This window comes from Sphingomonas sp. 77B (assembly GCF_056497825.1).
This window is the reverse complement of sequence record NZ_JBWMBY010000001.1, coordinates 3,239,652-3,254,455: the sequence shown is the minus strand read 5'-3', so window position 1 is coordinate 3,254,455 and position 14,804 is coordinate 3,239,652. Positions and strand designations below refer to the sequence as shown.

16 protein-coding genes are annotated in these 14,804 nt (G+C 65.6%); 5 read left to right on the top strand and 11 right to left on the bottom strand.

Annotation, left to right across the window (positions count from 1 at the left end):
- Nucleotides 1–65: 65 nt before the first annotated feature.
- The 6 genes from AC1GI4_RS15300 to AC1GI4_RS15275 form a co-directional block, all read right to left on the bottom strand.
- Nucleotides 66–434, bottom strand: coding sequence for a phasin family protein (locus AC1GI4_RS15300; protein ID WP_367113913.1), 369 nt, complete (start codon nucleotides 432–434; stop codon nucleotides 66–68).
- 87 nt (nucleotides 435–521) lie between these two features.
- Complete coding sequence (locus AC1GI4_RS15295) at nucleotides 522–980, bottom strand: hypothetical protein (RefSeq protein ID WP_479630069.1); 459 nt, start codon at nucleotides 978–980, stop codon at nucleotides 522–524.
- Nucleotides 977–1,435, bottom strand: a complete 459-nt coding sequence (locus tag AC1GI4_RS15290; protein ID WP_479630068.1) for a hypothetical protein — start codon at nucleotides 1,433–1,435, stop codon at nucleotides 977–979. Before AC1GI4_RS15290 ends, AC1GI4_RS15295 begins: the two co-directional genes overlap by 4 nt.
- A 52-nt stretch (nucleotides 1,436–1,487) precedes the next feature.
- The gene (locus AC1GI4_RS15285) at nucleotides 1,488–1,835 is read right to left on the bottom strand and encodes a hypothetical protein (protein WP_479630067.1); all 348 of its coding nucleotides are present in this window, start codon (nucleotides 1,833–1,835) and stop codon (nucleotides 1,488–1,490) included.
- 52 nt (nucleotides 1,836–1,887) lie between these two features.
- The gene (locus tag AC1GI4_RS15280; protein WP_433911162.1) at nucleotides 1,888–2,448 is read right to left on the bottom strand and encodes a helix-turn-helix domain-containing protein; all 561 of its coding nucleotides are present in this window, start codon (nucleotides 2,446–2,448) and stop codon (nucleotides 1,888–1,890) included.
- A 139-nt stretch (nucleotides 2,449–2,587) separates the two neighbouring features.
- Complete coding sequence (locus AC1GI4_RS15275; protein ID WP_479630066.1) at nucleotides 2,588–2,785, bottom strand: hypothetical protein; 198 nt, start codon at nucleotides 2,783–2,785, stop codon at nucleotides 2,588–2,590.
- Nucleotides 2,786–3,177: 392 nt separating this feature from the next.
- On the opposite strand from AC1GI4_RS15275, the gene acnA reads away from it, so the two are divergent.
- On the top strand, nucleotides 3,178–5,865 hold the full coding sequence (acnA, locus tag AC1GI4_RS15270; RefSeq protein WP_479630065.1) for an aconitate hydratase AcnA: 2,688 nt from the start codon (nucleotides 3,178–3,180) through the stop codon (nucleotides 5,863–5,865).
- A gap of 252 nt (nucleotides 5,866–6,117) precedes the next feature.
- Here acnA and AC1GI4_RS15265 read toward each other — a convergent pair whose 3' ends face one another.
- A complete protein-coding gene (locus tag AC1GI4_RS15265; protein WP_479630064.1) occupies nucleotides 6,118–6,711 on the bottom strand; it encodes a hypothetical protein in 594 nt (197 codons plus the stop codon).
- A gap of 88 nt (nucleotides 6,712–6,799) precedes the next feature.
- Nucleotides 6,800–8,002, bottom strand: coding sequence for a TIGR04063 family PEP-CTERM/XrtA system glycosyltransferase (locus AC1GI4_RS15260; RefSeq protein WP_479630432.1), 1,203 nt, complete (start codon nucleotides 8,000–8,002; stop codon nucleotides 6,800–6,802).
- Nucleotides 8,003–8,099: 97 nt separating this feature from the next.
- On the opposite strand from AC1GI4_RS15260, the gene AC1GI4_RS15255 reads away from it, so the two are divergent.
- Nucleotides 8,100–8,261 carry a hypothetical protein gene (locus tag AC1GI4_RS15255; protein ID WP_294274847.1) on the top strand — a complete coding sequence of 54 codons (162 nt, stop codon included), beginning with the start codon at nucleotides 8,100–8,102 and terminating at the stop codon, nucleotides 8,259–8,261.
- Nucleotides 8,254–9,651, top strand: coding sequence for a putative O-glycosylation ligase, exosortase A system-associated (locus AC1GI4_RS15250; RefSeq protein ID WP_294274849.1), 1,398 nt, complete (start codon nucleotides 8,254–8,256; stop codon nucleotides 9,649–9,651). Before AC1GI4_RS15255 ends, AC1GI4_RS15250 begins: the two co-directional genes overlap by 8 nt.
- A gap of 170 nt (nucleotides 9,652–9,821) precedes the next feature.
- On the opposite strand, the gene AC1GI4_RS15245 is transcribed toward AC1GI4_RS15250, so the two are convergent.
- Both AC1GI4_RS15245 and AC1GI4_RS15240 read right to left on the bottom strand, forming a co-directional pair.
- Entirely contained in the window at nucleotides 9,822–10,748 is a 927-nt protein-coding gene (locus AC1GI4_RS15245) for a right-handed parallel beta-helix repeat-containing protein (protein WP_479630063.1), read from the bottom strand.
- 131 nt (nucleotides 10,749–10,879) lie between these two features.
- Nucleotides 10,880–11,452: a type 1 glutamine amidotransferase domain-containing protein gene (locus AC1GI4_RS15240; protein ID WP_294274852.1), complete on the bottom strand. Its 573-nt coding sequence runs from the start codon at nucleotides 11,450–11,452 to the stop codon at nucleotides 10,880–10,882.
- Nucleotides 11,453–11,574: 122 nt separating this feature from the next.
- Here AC1GI4_RS15240 and AC1GI4_RS15235 point away from each other — a divergent pair, with 122 nt between their 5' ends.
- On the top strand, nucleotides 11,575–12,576 hold the full coding sequence (locus AC1GI4_RS15235; RefSeq protein ID WP_479630062.1) for a DNA topoisomerase IB: 1,002 nt from the start codon (nucleotides 11,575–11,577) through the stop codon (nucleotides 12,574–12,576).
- 24 nt (nucleotides 12,577–12,600) lie between these two features.
- Nucleotides 12,601–13,773 (top strand): mechanosensitive ion channel family protein, encoded by a 1,173-nt coding sequence (locus AC1GI4_RS15230; protein WP_479630061.1) that lies wholly within the window; start codon nucleotides 12,601–12,603, stop codon nucleotides 13,771–13,773.
- Here AC1GI4_RS15230 and AC1GI4_RS15225 read toward each other — a convergent pair.
- Entirely contained in the window at nucleotides 13,755–14,795 is a 1,041-nt protein-coding gene (locus AC1GI4_RS15225; protein WP_479630060.1) for a DUF2167 domain-containing protein, read from the bottom strand. The genes AC1GI4_RS15230 and AC1GI4_RS15225 overlap by 19 nt on opposite strands.
- Nucleotides 14,796–14,804: the final 9 nt, after the last annotated feature.

The window sequence follows — 14,804 nt, the reverse complement described above, 5'->3', positions numbered from 1 at the left end:
CCCCTCCCCTGAAGGGGAGGGGTGAGTTCATCTCATGTCATCATGCTCTGGAACGGAAAAACCCGTCAGTCCTGCTTGGCCCCACGCGCCACGCCGACCGCGTCGCGACCGAACTGGACGATCATCTCGCCGATCTCGCGCGCTTGCGACATGGAGCGGTTGCCCTGTTCACGCAGGAATTCGCTCTGGATACGCATGACGTCGCCCAGATCCTTGGCGGACGCGGCCGAACGCATCGCGGCAAAGGCTTCACGTGTGTTGGTCTCGGCCTGTTCCAGCATCTTGAGGGTGACCTGCGAACCGCCCTCGGCCATCTTCTGGCCCGAGGCCTGCATCGCCTCGCCCGCGCCCTTCATGCGATCGGCAAAAGCGCCCGCGCCCATGTCGCCGCCGATCGCACCCGCACCGCCGCCCGTTCCGATATCCTCGGCCATGTCCGTCTTCTCCTGTGGTTGTGCCTTGACCATTGAACCCCTGGGGGCCTGAGGAGTTGCACGGCGTTGTCGCCGTGAGCAGGGCGATCAGAGACCGTTGAAATAGCGGTTCAGCGCCGCGACCATCTTTTCGGTCGCGCGCAGATAACCATCTTCGTCCCGCTCGACCCAGCCCCGCGCCAGCAGCAACCTGATCCAGCGCGCCCCCACGATCCCGGTCGCCGACAGCCCGGCCTTGTCCAGCAAGGCGGCATCGCTTTCCCTGCCGTCGGTCTGGAAGACCGCCAGCGCGATTTCCCAGGCGGGGTCGCCGAACAAGTCGCCGTCAGGGCCTGCGATGGCCCGCATGTCACGGCGATGCTTCAGGATCATCGCGGCGCATTCCTGCGGCGTCGGTACGCGGGGCGGGCGCGGCACCGGCACGCCGCTGCTCTCCCCCGAAATGGCGTGGATACGCGCCTGCACATCCGCCATGACCGCGGTGAAACGGCCGAAGCTCGCCCGGTCCTCGGCAGGCCAGTGCAGAAGGCGGATTTCGCTGGTCATCGGATATCCCGCCAGGGCAAGGTCCAGTCGGGATCGCTGCCATATCGTGCCAGGCGCCAGCGATGCCGCATGACGCCCCCCGCCAGCAGCAGCAGCATGGGATAGGCCAGCTTGCCCCCGGCGGCCGCATACATCCACGGCACCAACATGGGGTCGAGTCCTTTGACCCCGTGAATGCCGACGGCCAGCAGATGCAGCGCGGCCAGCCATAAGGGCCAGAATCGGTTGGCCAGCAGGGCGATCGCCATCAACCCGAACATCAATGTCAGATCGATGACCAGCTCCAGCGTCTCGACGCTATGGAAGCTGGTCGAGGGATCGAACGGCAGGACGATGGTCGCCACCGATGCAAAGAGCAGGATCACGGCCGTCGCCCGCTCGGGCCAGCCCCCCATGGTAAGGGCGTAGAGACAGACCAGCGCCTGGATCAGGTTGAAGATGTAAACATGCGTCACGGCGTGCCCCGCGCTATGAAGGATGGCATAGACACGCCGCGCCGCCCCGCGATCAGGCCGCCGCGCGCAGCGGCATGGTGGCCACGGTGCCGGTCACCTCGGGCGGCTTGGGGCGGTTGTCGCCATAATTGTCCGCGTCGAAGCCGATCGTCTGGCCGACCTTTTCCAGGATACGGTGGCTCTGCACCGCATGGCCGCGCGCCTGGCCGATCGCCATCATCGCCTGGCCCAGCATTTCGAAAGCATGCTGCCCGACCACTGCCGACAGACGCGCTTCCGCCCGCGCACGGGGCAGCGCCATCGCCAGTTCGCCCGCCGTGGCGAAGGCCGAGTCGAGTTCGTTCTCCAGCTTCCAGAGGAGCTGGGTCACCTGAAGTGCCGCCTCATGTTCCGTCGTCATCGCCTGTGCCCCCTGATGTGTCTTCCATGCGCGCCGGGCGGCATGAAGATGGTCAACCGGCAAGGTTCGACAATCGTCCGATCACGCGAGTCATCACGTCGAGTCCCGTGGCCAGCATGCCGAAGCCGATGGCCAGCGCGACGGCGATCGTGGGAACCCAAAGCAGCCTTTCGGCCACGCTCATGTCGTTACGGGTCTGCCCTTGCCGCCGAACCGGGAGGGACAAGCGGGGCGATGCGTGGACATGGCCGTCCTGCACCGCCCCACCGACCGTACTCCCATCCGGTGCCATCGGAAGTGGCATGGCCGACGGCTCGGGAACCAGCCCCGAAGAATCGGGTATGATTTTATTGGGGGTATCTTCCTGTTGTTCTTCAACGACTTGGTAGTTCGGCTCGATGATCGATTGGGCTTCGTATTCGGCCAGGGCCATCGCCGCCTCGCGCCGATTGCGTGCGCCGAGCAGCCGAACGGCCTCCGCCAGATAGCTGTCGACGGTCGACTTTCCCAAGCCGAGTTCGATGGCGATTTCCTTGGAGCCCTTGAGCGCCTTGACCCCGCGAAGACATTCGCGATGACGGCGGGTAAGCAGGGCGAAACGTTCGGGCGTCATCTCATTTTCCGGTCGCGCCGGATGATCCGTCCAGCCATGCCGACAGCCCTAGCCGGGTCGATGGGGGCTCGCCAAGCCGTTCCGTCTCCAATCCGGGGGCGATGAGTCATTAATAAACAAGGTTAACGGGCCTTAATGCTCAATCCTTGCGGTGTGGAACGTGAATCGCCTCTATCGAATCGAGCGCCTGAAGCAGGTCGTCGAAGGCGGTATCCTCCTGAACCGGAAAGGACCGGCGAAAGCCGGAACCGAGCACGTCGAGATCGCGCTGGGTCAGCAGGCCGACGGCTACGATCGCATCGGGACGGCGGCGATCCTTGCCCGACACCCCGGTCATCGCCGCCACCCCAGGCCAGGAACGGGAAGCGCGTGCCCGACCGCCGATCCTGGCCGTCCCCGCGGGACGCAAAAGGGGGCTGGCCGGTCATTCTTCAGGGCACGCATGGTCCGAACTCCAATCATGACCGTCTGAACCCGCTATCGACCATGGCTGTTCCACGTATTTTCCACGCTTGCGACCAGTGGCCTGCCGTGTCCTCCGTGCGGTGAGACAAGTCCGGCATCACCGCGTAGTTGCGAACCGCTTTCACTGCGCTGCACCCTTCCCTGTCGGGCAACCCCTTGCTAAGGCCGCTGGCGTCAACCGGAGATTTCCCCGGCGCGCCTGCTCGCGGCTGCATGCTGCCGTGTCCCACTGGGCGTGCCCGGCTCGACCATGAAGGGACGCCCATGACTGCGATAGGCCAGGACAGCCTGAACACCCGCTCGACGCTCGACGTCGACGGCAAGACCTATGATTATTACAGCCTCGCCAAGGCTTCCGAGCAGCTCGGCGACATCAGCCGCCTGCCCTTCTCGATGAAGGTGCTGCTCGAGAATCTGCTGCGCTTCGAGGACGGCAAGACCGTTACGCGCGAGGATATCCAGGCGATCGTCGACTGGCAGAAGACGCAGCGTTCGGATCGCGAGATCCAGTATCGCCCGGCCCGCGTGCTGATGCAGGACTTCACCGGCGTTCCCTGCGTGGTCGACCTCGCCGCGATGCGCGACGCGATCACCAAGCTGGGCGGCGATGCGGCCAAGATCAACCCGCAGGTCCCCGTCCACCTCGTCATCGACCACTCGGTCATGGTCGACGAATTCGGTACGCCGCAGGCCTTCGAGGATAACGTCGACCTCGAATATCAGCGCAACATGGAACGCTACGAGTTCCTGAAGTGGGGCTCCAAGGCGCTCGACAATTTCTCGGTGGTTCCGCCGGGCACCGGCATCTGCCACCAGGTGAACCTGGAATATATCGGCCAGGCCATCTGGTCCTCGACCGAAAGCGGCGAGCATGCCAAGGGCGGCGCGACGATCGCATACCCGGATACGCTGGTCGGCACCGACAGCCACACGACCATGATTAACGGCCTGGGCGTGCTCGGCTGGGGCGTCGGCGGGATCGAGGCGGAAGCCGCGATGCTCGGCCAGCCGGTGTCGATGCTGATCCCCGAGGTCGTCGGCTTCAAGCTGACCGGCAAGCTCCAGGAAGGCATCACCGCCACCGACTTGGTGCTGACCATCACCCAGATGCTGCGCGCCAAGGGCGTGGTCGGCCGCTTCGTCGAGTTCTATGGCCCGGGCCTGTCGTCGATGACGCTCGCCGACCGTGCGACGATCGCCAACATGGCGCCCGAGTACGGCGCGACCTGCGGCTTCTTCCCGATCGACGACAAGACGCTCGACTATATGCGCCTGACCGCGCGTTCGGACGAGAATGTCGCCCTGGTCGAGGCTTATGCCAAGGCGAACGGCTTCTGGCGTCACGACGATGCCGCCGACCCCGTCTTCACCGACACGCTGGAACTCGACATGTCGACGGTCGTGCCGTCGCTGGCGGGTCCGAAGCGTCCGCAGGACAAGGTCGTGCTCACCGAAGTCGACGACGTGTTCAACGCCGACCTCGCCAAGGTGTACAAGAAGGACGCCCCCGCCCGCGTCTCGGTCGACGATCGTGGCCATGACATCGGCGACGGCGACGTCGTGATCGCCGCGATCACCAGCTGCACCAACACCTCGAACCCGAGCGTGCTGGTCGCCGCCGGTCTGGTCGCCCGCAAGGCGAACGCGCTGGGCCTGAAGCCCAAGCCCTGGGTCAAGACCTCGCTCGCCCCGGGTTCGCAGGTCGTCACCGATTATCTCGACAAGGCGGGCCTGACCGCCGATCTCGACGCGATCGGCTTCAACCTGGTCGGCTATGGCTGCACCACCTGCATCGGCAATTCGGGTCCGCTCGCCGAGCCGATCTCGAAGGCGATCAACGGCAACGACATCGTCGCCGCCTCGGTCCTGTCGGGCAACCGCAACTTCGAAGGCCGCGTGTCGCCGGACGTGCGCGCCAACTTCCTCGCCTCGCCGCCGCTCGTGGTGGCCTATGCGCTGAAGGGCACGGTCACGCAGGACATGCGTGAAACCCCGATCGGCCAGGGCAAGGACGGCCAGGACGTTTATCTGAAGGACATCTGGCCCTCGAACGAGGAAGTCCGCAGCCTGATGGATGCGAACATCGACGACGAAATGTTCCGTTCGCGCTACGGCAACGTCTATGCGGGCGATGCCAAGTGGTCGGCGATCGACGTCACCGGCTCGGACACCTATGCCTGGCCCGCCGCTTCGACCTATGTCGCCAACCCGCCCTATTTCGAGGGCATGGAGATGACGCCGAAGCCCGTCACCGACATCATCGAGGCCAAGCCGCTCGCCATCCTGGGCGACTCGATCACCACCGACCACATCAGCCCGGCCGGTTCGATCAAGGCCGACAGCCCGGCAGGCACCTTCCTGCAGGAGCATCAGGTCGCCAAGAAGGACTTCAACTCGTACGGCGCGCGTCGTGGCAACCATGACGTGATGATGCGCGGCACCTTCGCCAACATCCGCATCAAGAACGAGATGGTGCCCGGCGTCGAAGGCGGCATGACCCAATATGAGGGCGAAGTGATGCCGATCTATGACGCCGCGATGCGTCACAAGGCCGACGGCACGCCCCTCGTCATCGTGGCGGGCAAGGAGTATGGTACGGGTTCGTCGCGCGACTGGGCGGCGAAGGGTACCAACCTGCTCGGCGTGCGCGCGGTCATCACCGAGAGCTTCGAACGTATCCACCGTTCGAACCTGGTCGGCATGGGCGTCCTGCCGCTGCAGTTCGCCGAGGGCGTGACCCGCGAGACGCTGAAGCTGGACGGCTCCGAGAGCTTCACCATCCAGGGCGTGGCGAACCTTCGCCCGCGTCAGGACGTCGAAGTGATCCTGACCCGCAAGGACGGCTCGACCGAGACCTTCCTGACCAAGTGCCGCATCGATACCGTCAACGAGCTGGAATATTTCCTGAACGGCGGCATCCTGCAGTACGTGCTGCGCAACCTGGCGGCGTAAGTCACCCATGAGGGCGGGCCGAAATGTCCGCCCTTACGGTCAAGCAAAAGGGCCCGTCCGGAGCGATCCGGGCGGGCCCTTTTTGTTTGGATCGCGCGGGCGATGGCCCCTCCACCACCGCTTCGCGGCGGTTCCCCTCCCCAAGCGAGCTCGGGGAGGATTTGGCATGTCCCTATTCCTCCCTGTGCGGAGCACGGGGAGGGGGACCGCTCGCGTCAGCGAGTGGTGGAGGGGCAATCCCCTCCCCCCGCATCAAATCTTGCGCTGCTGAGCCTTACGCAGGGCCGTCTCGCGTTCCAGTCGGGCGAGCAGGGCCTCTATCGACTCGTCCTGCCGATCCGGCAGCGGCAGCGCGGCGCCCCGATCCTCAGGCTCGGGCTCACGCATCGGCGGGATCGGCATGGGCTGGGGCGGCGCGGGGCGCAGCGGTTCGCGCGGCGCCGACAGGATCGCATCCGGGTCATAGGCCGAAAGCGGCTGGTCGAGATCGGCGGGCAGCGTGCGCTCGACCGCCTCTTCGTCGACCGGCGGCGGCGGGGCGCCGAGTTCGGCGGCGTTGAGCGGGCGGCGCGGGGGCGCGTCCGGGTGGCGATCCGACCGGCGGACCACCGGCACATAATCCTCGTCGTCCTCCGTCACGGGCCTGGCCCGCCGGGCGAGCAGACCGCCCGGCCCCCAGAGGAGATATGCGGTCGCCCATGTTACCGCCCCTGCCCCGAGCCCCGCGACCAACGCGAGCAGGAGCCGCGCCTTCATGCCCAGCGGCGGTCGTGCGGCGGCCAGGATATCGCCCAGGCTCAGGCTGGCGACGAGCGCGTTCAGCCGCCAATCGGGCACGATCATCATCAAAAGGGCGAAAAGCAGCCCGACGGCCCCGCCGATCCAGGCGGGTCCGAAGCGTCGGCGAGAGGGCGTGGCGGTGAAGGTCATGGGTCTATGTCTTCGCCCGATCTAGCAATCGTTGGTAAACAGGTTCGTAACGTCGGATGTTCGACGCCCAATTCCGTTCCGTTTCAACAAAATCCCGGCCCGCCGCCCGTCGCGCTTCCCAGCCGCCTCGATCGGCCAGCAAGCCGGCCAGTGCATCGGCGATCGCGACCGGATCGTCCGGCGCGAAGAGGGTGCCGGTTCGGCCGTCCTCGATCAATTCGCGGTGCCCGCCGACATCGGACGCGGCGACCAGCTTGCCCTGCGCCATCGCCTCCAGGGGCTTCAACGGCGTGACGAGATCGGTCAGTCGCATCCTCTTGCGGGGATAGGCCAGGATATCGACCAAACTGTAATAGCGCTCGACCTGCTGGTGCGGCACCCGTCCGACGAAGCGGATCGCCGCCGCCACGGGCGAGCGCTCCGCCTGCGCGCGCAACGCCACCTCCATCGGCCCGCCGCCGACCAACAGCAGCCGCGCCTTCGGTCGTGCCGCAACCAGACGCGCCATCGCGGCGATCAGGTCGTCCAGCCCCTCATAATCGTAAAAGCTGCCGATGAAGCCGATCACCTCGGCCTCCGCCAACCCCAGTTCCTCGGCCAGCGCCGAATCGCGGGCCAACGGCTGTCCGAACAGCCCGAGGTCGACGCCGTTGGGCGAGACGGTGATCTTGTCCCGCGGCAGCCCCCGCGCGATCAGGTCGCCGCGCAGCCCTTCGCAGATGACGGCGATCGCATCGGCCCGCCGACACGCCCAGCTTTCCAACGCGCGGGTCGCCCGGTATCGGGCGCTTCCCGCCGTGCCCGTGCCGTTGCCGACCGCCGCATCCTCCCAGAAGGCGCGAATCTCATAGACCAGCGGCAACCGCCGCCGCCGTGCCACGGCCAGCCCGGCCAGCGCGTCGAGAACCGGGGAATGCGCGTGCAGGATGTCGGGCCGGAACGCCGCCACCGCCCGGTCGATCGCACGGATATGCGCGGCAAGCCCGGCGGCTTCCCCGAGCAACCCCTGCCGCAAGGAAATGGGAGTGCGATGGAAGGTCAGGCCGTCGACCGTCTCGACCTCGGCCTGTCCGGTGCCCTGCCGGGGCCCGGTCACCGCCGCGACCACATGCCCCGCCCCCTCCTGCGCCTTCAGGATGGCGCGAGTGCGAAAGGTGTAGCCGCTTTGCAGGGGCAGACCATGGTCGAGGATATGCAGGATACGCATCGGGAGAAGGTCTGTCATGCCAGCCCTTAACGCCGCGTCAACCGCCGGTTTATAAGCAGGGCAGGCAAGCGGCGTTAAGGGTTTGAGGAAACGGGCGATGATCGACAGTTTTGCCCTTCTCCTCAGCCATGGCCTGATGCTGGTCGCGGCATGGCGGCTGTTCGGCCGACGCGAGCTCGACCAGGAGGGCGACGCCGCCCCCGGCCCCATGACGTCCCGGGCCAGGTCCGGCATCGGCAGGCGGCGCGACGATGCGTGACCTGTTCCTGATCGGATTCCTGTTCAGCCTGTTCGCCCTGGGGATGCGGCGGCCGTTCCTGATGGTCCTCGCCTATATCTATATCGATATCGTCGCGCCGCAGCGGCTGACCTATCATCTGCTCAACACGGTGCCGATCTCGCTGATCGCGGTCATCGCGGCGGTCGGCGGATGGGCCTTTTTCGACGACAAGCGCGACAGCCGGTTCACCGTGCGGCAGGGCGCGATCCTGCTGCTGCTGGCCTATTGCGCGCTCACCACCTTTTTCGGCGCCGATTTTCCGACCGAAGCGAAGGAGAAATGGGACTGGGTGTGGAAGGCGCTGGCCTTTGCGGTGTTCCTGCCGTTGACCCTGCGCACGAAATTACGGGTCGAGGCACTGCTGCTGTTCATGACGCTGTCGGTTTCATCGATCGTCATCATCGGCGGGATCAAGACGCTGTTCTCGGGCGGCGGCTATGGCGAGCTGAACCTGATGGTCAGCAACAATGCCGGGCTTTACGAAGGCAGCATCATCTCGACGGTTTCGATCGCGGTGATACCGATCATCCTGTGGTTCATGCGCTTCGGTACCATCTATCCCCCCGACTGGCGGGTGCGCGTGTTCGGGATCGGGCTGATCTTTGCCTGCCTGCTGATTCCGGTCGGCACCTCGGCGCGGACGGGGTTGCTGTGCATCGGCCTGCTCGCGGTCCTGATGCTGCGCGATGTGAAGCGGCGGTTGCTCTATATCGGGATGCTGGCGGTGGCGGGCGTGGCGGTCGTACCGCTGCTACCCTCATCCTACACCCAGCGGATGGAGACCATTCGCGGCTATAAGGGCGACGAGTCCGCCTCGACCCGGCTGGCAGTGTGGAAATGGACGCTGGGCTATGTCGCGTCCAATCCGTTCGGCGGCGGGTTCAATGCCTATCTGCAGAACAGCTTCCGCTACGACCTGACGCTCGTCGAGGGCTCCGCCCATGACAGCAGGATCCAGCAGAAGGTCACGACCGACCGCGCCCGGGCCTATCACTCCAGCTATTTCGAGATGCTGGGCGAACAGGGCTGGCCGGGACTGTTCCTGTGGCTGGGCATCAATATCGCGGGGCTGGTGCGGATGGAGGCATTGCGACGACGCTATCGCCAGCCTGACGACCCGCTGCACTGGGGTGGGCAACTGGCGGGGGCGCTGCAACACGGGCATCTGATCTATCTGCTTGGCGCGGCCTTTGTCGGAATCGCCTACAACCCCTTCCTGTACCAGATGATCGCCGCCCAGATCGGGCTGGATACCTACCTATCGCGGCGCTCGCGCGAGGCGCGGGTGAAACAGGTGCCCGACCGCCTTGGACTTTCATCCAAGCAAGCCCCTCCCCTTCAGGATTCCTCTGCGAAAGTCGGCACGTAGCCTTAAGAACATGTTTCACCCCGGCGGAGGCCGGGGTCCAGTTGGGCAACCGTCAGAGTAGCTTACAATCGCCCCGTAACTGGATCCCGGCCTTGGCCGTGATGGTGGAGAGAGAGTTTCGCAAAGGTACCCCTGGAGCAGAGGGGTGAATCCGTCCCGGTCTTTGCTATTCAGAACCTCCGCGCCGTCGGCGTGATCCCGGCGCCCAGGATATTGCCCCGGATCACCAGCGGCTCGCCCGACCAGTTGCCGACGAAGACCGGCTTGAAGTCGACACCGGGGGCCAGGCGAGCCCGGTTGTTCTCGACCACCAGCCCCGATGAGTCGTTCTTGGCCCCCTCCGGCGCGACGGTAATCAGCGTCGAGTGATTGTCCTTGTCGCGACCGAAGACGAACTCGTTGCCCGCAATCCGCCCCTTCGCGCCGTTGGACAGGTCGATCATATAGTTGCTCATGTGACCGTGGCTGTCGTCGAAGCTGCTGTCGAGTATCTCGACATAGGGTGCGCGCGTCTTGACGTAATGCCCGCCCTGCCCCCGCTCGAAGCGGCAGGCGGTGACGCGCAAGGACTTGTAACGGCCCATATAGATGCCATGCGCGCCATTGCCGGTCGGATCATGGCCCAGGCCCGAAAAGGTCGAATGGTCGACGGTCACGGTGCCATTGGGGTCTTCGGCGGATAGGATGCCCGACTGGCTGTCGAGGAACATCGCGTTGCTGACGCTGAGCGGCCCCTTTTCGATGCGGATGCCAGCGCCGTTGCCGTCGCCGACCTCGATATGGCTGAAGACGATGCCTTGGACCGAGGCTCCCCGCCCGCGCAACACCAGGGCCGCCTTGCCCTCGCAGGCGATGCGGGTGAAGATCACCTTGCCCGGCTCGGTCGCGACATAGGCGATACGTCCCGCCCCCTGGACCGCGCATTCGCGGTACGTGCCCGGTGCGATGCGGATCGTGCCCTCGCCATCGCCGATCGCGTTGACCGCCTCCTGAAGCGTGGCAAAGCCGCGGCTACCGACCATGAAGGGCTGCACACTGGCCTGCGCCAGGGCGACGCCGGAGGTCAAACCGATCAGCAGCAGCGGAAGCAGACGCATCAACATATCCTGAAATAGCAAGCGGGCGTCGCATCCTGCCACGCATGGGGCCAGGATGCGACGCCCGTGATCGTCCCGTGACGGGATGCGACCTAAATCCTCCCCAACCTCGCTTGGGGAGGATTCCGGCGTTACGCCTCTTCGGTTTCTTCCTCGTCGGCCAGCTCTTCTTCCAGCGCGGTCAGGATGGCCTTGTTGAAGGCGGGGATGTCGTCCGGCTTGCGGCTGGTGATAAGGTTGCCGTCGACCACGACCTCCTCATCCACCACATCCGCGCCCGCATTGGACAGGTCGGTGCGGATCGAGGGATAGCTGGTCAGGCGGCGACCATCGATCACGTCCGCCTCGGCGAGCAGCCAGGGGCCGTGGCAGATGGCGGCGACGATCTTGTCGTCCTCCATGAACTCGGTGACGATCTCCACCGCGCGCTCGTTCAGGCGCAGCTTGTCGGGGTTGCAGGTGCCGCCGGGGATGACCAGTGCGTCGTAATCGTCGGTGTCGACCTCATCGACGGTCAGGTCGGGGGTCGCGGTCTCGGCCTTGTTGATGTCGCCTTCCATGCCCTGGATCGGGTCGGCCTTGAGCGAGGCGAGCTGAACCTTGGCGCCTGCGGCTTCCAATGCCTTACGTGGTTCGAACAGCTCGACGGTTTCGAAGCCGTCGGCGGCGAGCATCAGGACGCGTGCCTGGGAAAGATCGGCCATGATGGAAAACTCCTATCGGGGGGATGGCTTGGGGATGCCGGAACCAGAACCACCGACCGCATCGGCCGTTCCGGAACGAAGCGACCAGCGACGCATTTGCAAAGATGACCCGAGAGAGAGCGATGGCCACCCGATTAGTCTATTGCGACGACAGCAAGCCCGGCATCACCCGAACCAAGGTGCGGGGGAAATGGGCCTATTGGACGACCAAGGGCGAGCGGATCACCGACGCCGACGAGATCGATCGGCTGAACAAGATCGGCCTGCCCCCCGCCTATAAGGACGCCTGGTTCTGTCCGCGCGCCAATGGCCATATCCAGGCGGTCGGCTGGGACGAGAAGGGTCGCAAGCAATATCGCTACCACGCCGATTTCCGCGAGGCGCAGGAAGCCGCCAAATATGAACGCTGCGCCGAGTTCGGCCATGCGCTCCCCGCGCTGCGCAAGCAGGTGGAGGCCGACCTGAAGAAGCGCGGCCTGTGCAAGGAGCGCGCCGTCGCCGCCGTCGTCCGGCTGCTCGACAACGGGCATTTGCGCGTCGGCAACGAGGCCTATGCCGCCACCAACAAGAGTTTCGGCGCGACCACCCTGCGCAAGCGCCATGGGCAGGTGAAGGGTACGACGCTGCGCCTGCGCTATCGTGGCAAGTCGGGAAAGATGCGCGACCTGACGCTGACCGACCGTTCGCTCGCCAGCTTCGTGAAGCGGTGCCAGGACCTGGACGAACAGCATCTCTTCGCCTGGGTGGACGAGGATGGCGAGGCGAACCCCGTCTCCTCCTCCGACGTCAACGCCTATATCCGCGAGGCGACGGGGTGTGATTTCACCGCCAAGCATTTCCGTACCTGGGCGGCCAGCGTTGCCGCGTTCGAGGCGCTGGCGCTCGCCGAGGCGGACCTAAGCCTGAAGGCGATGCTGGAGCCGGTCGTTGAAAAGCTCGGCAACACGCCCGCCATCGCGCGCAAATCCTATGTCCACCCCGCGCTGATCGCGCTCGTCAAGGACGGCCAGGACGCGTTTCGCAAGACCCTGCGCCTGCCCCGCGCGCGTGCCGGACTGTCCCGCGTCGAATGCGGGCTGATCGCATTTCTGGAGGCTGGAACCCCGGCCAGCAAGGCGGCCTGACCGCCCCGAATTCAAGGAGTCCCCATGGCGAATTCCTCGCCCAAGGCGCCGATCTTCGACGGCTCCCGCATCCCCGACCAGGTTGGCGGCATCGTCAATGCGACATCCTGGTGGATACAGCATTATTGGCTGAAGGTCCTGATCGCGATCGGCTTCGGCGCGATCATCGTGCTGGCGCTGCTCTGGGTGCGCAAGCTCGGCGATCGCCTGTGCAACCGCCCCGGCTTCGCGGGCGGATGGGGCGCGGTCCTCGGCCATGCCATTGCGCGCACGAACATGTTCTTCATCGTCACACTCGCGGCCCAACTGGTGGCGGGCTATGCCGGTGCACCGGGCGAAGTGGCCAAGACGATCAAGTTCTTCTTCACCATCGCCAGCGCCTTCCAGGCTGCGATCTGGGCGCGTGAACTGATCCTGGGCACCATCGAGCATCGCACCCAGTCCGAACATTATTCGGGCGAGGCACTGCTCTCGGCGATGGGGCTGATCCGGCTGCTGGTGACGGCGGTGCTGTTCGCGGTCGCGCTGGTCGTGGTGCTCGACAATCTAGGCGTCAACGTCACCGGCCTGGTCGCCGGTCTGGGCGTCGGCGGCATCGCCATCGGTCTGGCCGCGCAAGGAATTTTTGGCGACCTGTTCGCCGCGCTCGCGATCATCTTCGACCGCCCTTTCCGGCGCGGCGACAAGATCGCCTATGACAATACCACCGGCATCATCGAGGCGATCGGCCTAAAATCCACCCGCATCCGCGCCTTTTCTGGCGAGTTGCGGATCATCTCCAACCGCCAGTTGCTCGACAAGGAAATCCAGAACCAGACGGTTCGCCATCATGTCCGCCTGTCGCTGACCATCGGCGTCGCCTATGAAACCCCGCCCGAGACTCTGGCCCGCGTGCCGCAGATGCTGACCGAGATCGTCGAGGGCGAGGGCAGCAAGGTCGCGCGCGCCAGCTTCGAGAGTTTCGGCGCGTCGAGCCTGGACTTCGTGCTGCAATTCGACGTGCCGGGCGACGACTGGCCGACGGCGCACGACACGCGCAACCGGGTGCTGGTGACGCTTATGAAGCGGTTTGCCGAAGAAGGGATTTCCATCCCCTACCCCACCCAGACCACCTATACCGCCGCACCGGACGGAACGCTGGTCATGCCCTATCCGCAGGTCCAGCCGGTCGAGGTGCATCAGCCGACTGGCGGCTGATCCTCGGCTGGCTTTGCCATGACCGGCGCGTCCGAGACGCGCTCGGCCACATGCTCGGCTTCGGCGGCATGGGCGGGCGCGGGCGCGGCCTCCGGCTCGGTATCCTTGCGGCCGAACAGCTTCCGGCCCCAGCGCATCACGGCCATGCCCCCGGCCACGATCAGGACGAGGAACTTCTTGCCGAAGCCCAGGACGATCGCCAGCAGCCCCAGCTTCTTGGCCGCCGCCACTCCGACTCCCGCCGCGACCAGCCCCGCAAGCCCATATTCGGCAGTCTTGTCGGTCGACGCGTCGTAATCGGCATAGGTCTCGCCCCGATCGAAGCTGGCCGCCCGCCCGAACTCGGCCGCCGCCGCGCGCACCTCGGCCAGATGCGTCATGTCCGACACCATGTTGAGGCTCAGCACCCCGCGCCGCCCGAGCAGGCGCACATCATAGTTGAGCGAATCCGGCCCCTTGCTGCCGTCGAACTTCAACTGGCGTGCCCAGACCAGCGAATGGTCCTTCGCATCATAAGAGGGCGGCTGCGCCCAGCCGATGATCTGGACGGCGGAAAAGCCCTGCTTCCTGCGCTCCTCGTTCCGCTCCTTGGCGGCATCGCGCATATCGGACAGGACCTTGTCGTAATCCTGATCGGCTGCGTCCTTGTCGCTGACATAGCCGGTGTCTTCATAGGTCACGACCGCGCCCCAGACATTGTCCGACGCCGTCGTTCCCTTGGGCAGCACCAGGCCCAGCACGTCGCTGACCGCGTCGGCCGGGTTGCCCCAGACCTGGGTCAGCACCTTCTTGGCATCCTCGGCGGGCAGGAAATAATAGCGGTCGCCCAGATGCAGCGTCGCCTTGGCCGGAGCAATCACGACGTCGCCCGTCTGCTTGTGCAGCCCATCCTCGAAGGCGCGCAACTGCGCCTCGGCACTGTTCGACGCGGGCGTCGGATCGGCGGCCAGCGCACCGCCCGACCAAGATCCCACCGTCAGCATCAGCGCCACTACAACGGCGCGCGTTCTCCGCAAATTCATCATTCCCCC

Excerpts from the sequence above, each read along its gene's own strand:
- AC1GI4_RS15280 (WP_433911162.1), bottom strand. The coding sequence starts at position 2,448 with ATGACGCCCGAACGTTTCGCCCTGCTTACCCGCCGTCATCGCGAATGT.
- AC1GI4_RS15230 (WP_479630061.1), top strand. The coding sequence starts at position 12,601 with ATGGCGAATTCCTCGCCCAAGGCGCCGATCTTCGACGGCTCCCGCATC.
- AC1GI4_RS15250 (WP_294274849.1), top strand. The coding sequence starts at position 8,254 with ATGCGTGACCTGTTCCTGATCGGATTCCTGTTCAGCCTGTTCGCCCTG.
- AC1GI4_RS15235 (WP_479630062.1), top strand. The coding sequence starts at position 11,575 with ATGGCCACCCGATTAGTCTATTGCGACGACAGCAAGCCCGGCATCACC.
- AC1GI4_RS15245 (WP_479630063.1), bottom strand. The coding sequence starts at position 10,748 with ATGCGTCTGCTTCCGCTGCTGCTGATCGGTTTGACCTCCGGCGTCGCC.
- AC1GI4_RS15255 (WP_294274847.1), top strand. The coding sequence starts at position 8,100 with ATGATCGACAGTTTTGCCCTTCTCCTCAGCCATGGCCTGATGCTGGTC.
- AC1GI4_RS15295 (WP_479630069.1), bottom strand. The coding sequence starts at position 980 with ATGACCAGCGAAATCCGCCTTCTGCACTGGCCTGCCGAGGACCGGGCG.
- AC1GI4_RS15300 (WP_367113913.1), bottom strand. The coding sequence starts at position 434 with ATGGCCGAGGATATCGGAACGGGCGGCGGTGCGGGTGCGATCGGCGGC.
- AC1GI4_RS15225 (WP_479630060.1), bottom strand. The coding sequence starts at position 14,795 with ATGAATTTGCGGAGAACGCGCGCCGTTGTAGTGGCGCTGATGCTGACG.
- AC1GI4_RS15285 (WP_479630067.1), bottom strand. The coding sequence starts at position 1,835 with ATGACGACGGAACATGAGGCGGCACTTCAGGTGACCCAGCTCCTCTGG.
- acnA (WP_479630065.1), top strand. The coding sequence starts at position 3,178 with ATGACTGCGATAGGCCAGGACAGCCTGAACACCCGCTCGACGCTCGAC.
- AC1GI4_RS15265 (WP_479630064.1), bottom strand. The coding sequence starts at position 6,711 with ATGATGATCGTGCCCGATTGGCGGCTGAACGCGCTCGTCGCCAGCCTG.
- AC1GI4_RS15260 (WP_479630432.1), bottom strand. The coding sequence starts at position 8,002 with ATGCGTATCCTGCATATCCTCGACCATGGTCTGCCCCTGCAAAGCGGC.
- AC1GI4_RS15240 (WP_294274852.1), bottom strand. The coding sequence starts at position 11,452 with ATGGCCGATCTTTCCCAGGCACGCGTCCTGATGCTCGCCGCCGACGGC.
- AC1GI4_RS15275 (WP_479630066.1), bottom strand. The coding sequence starts at position 2,785 with ATGACCGGGGTGTCGGGCAAGGATCGCCGCCGTCCCGATGCGATCGTA.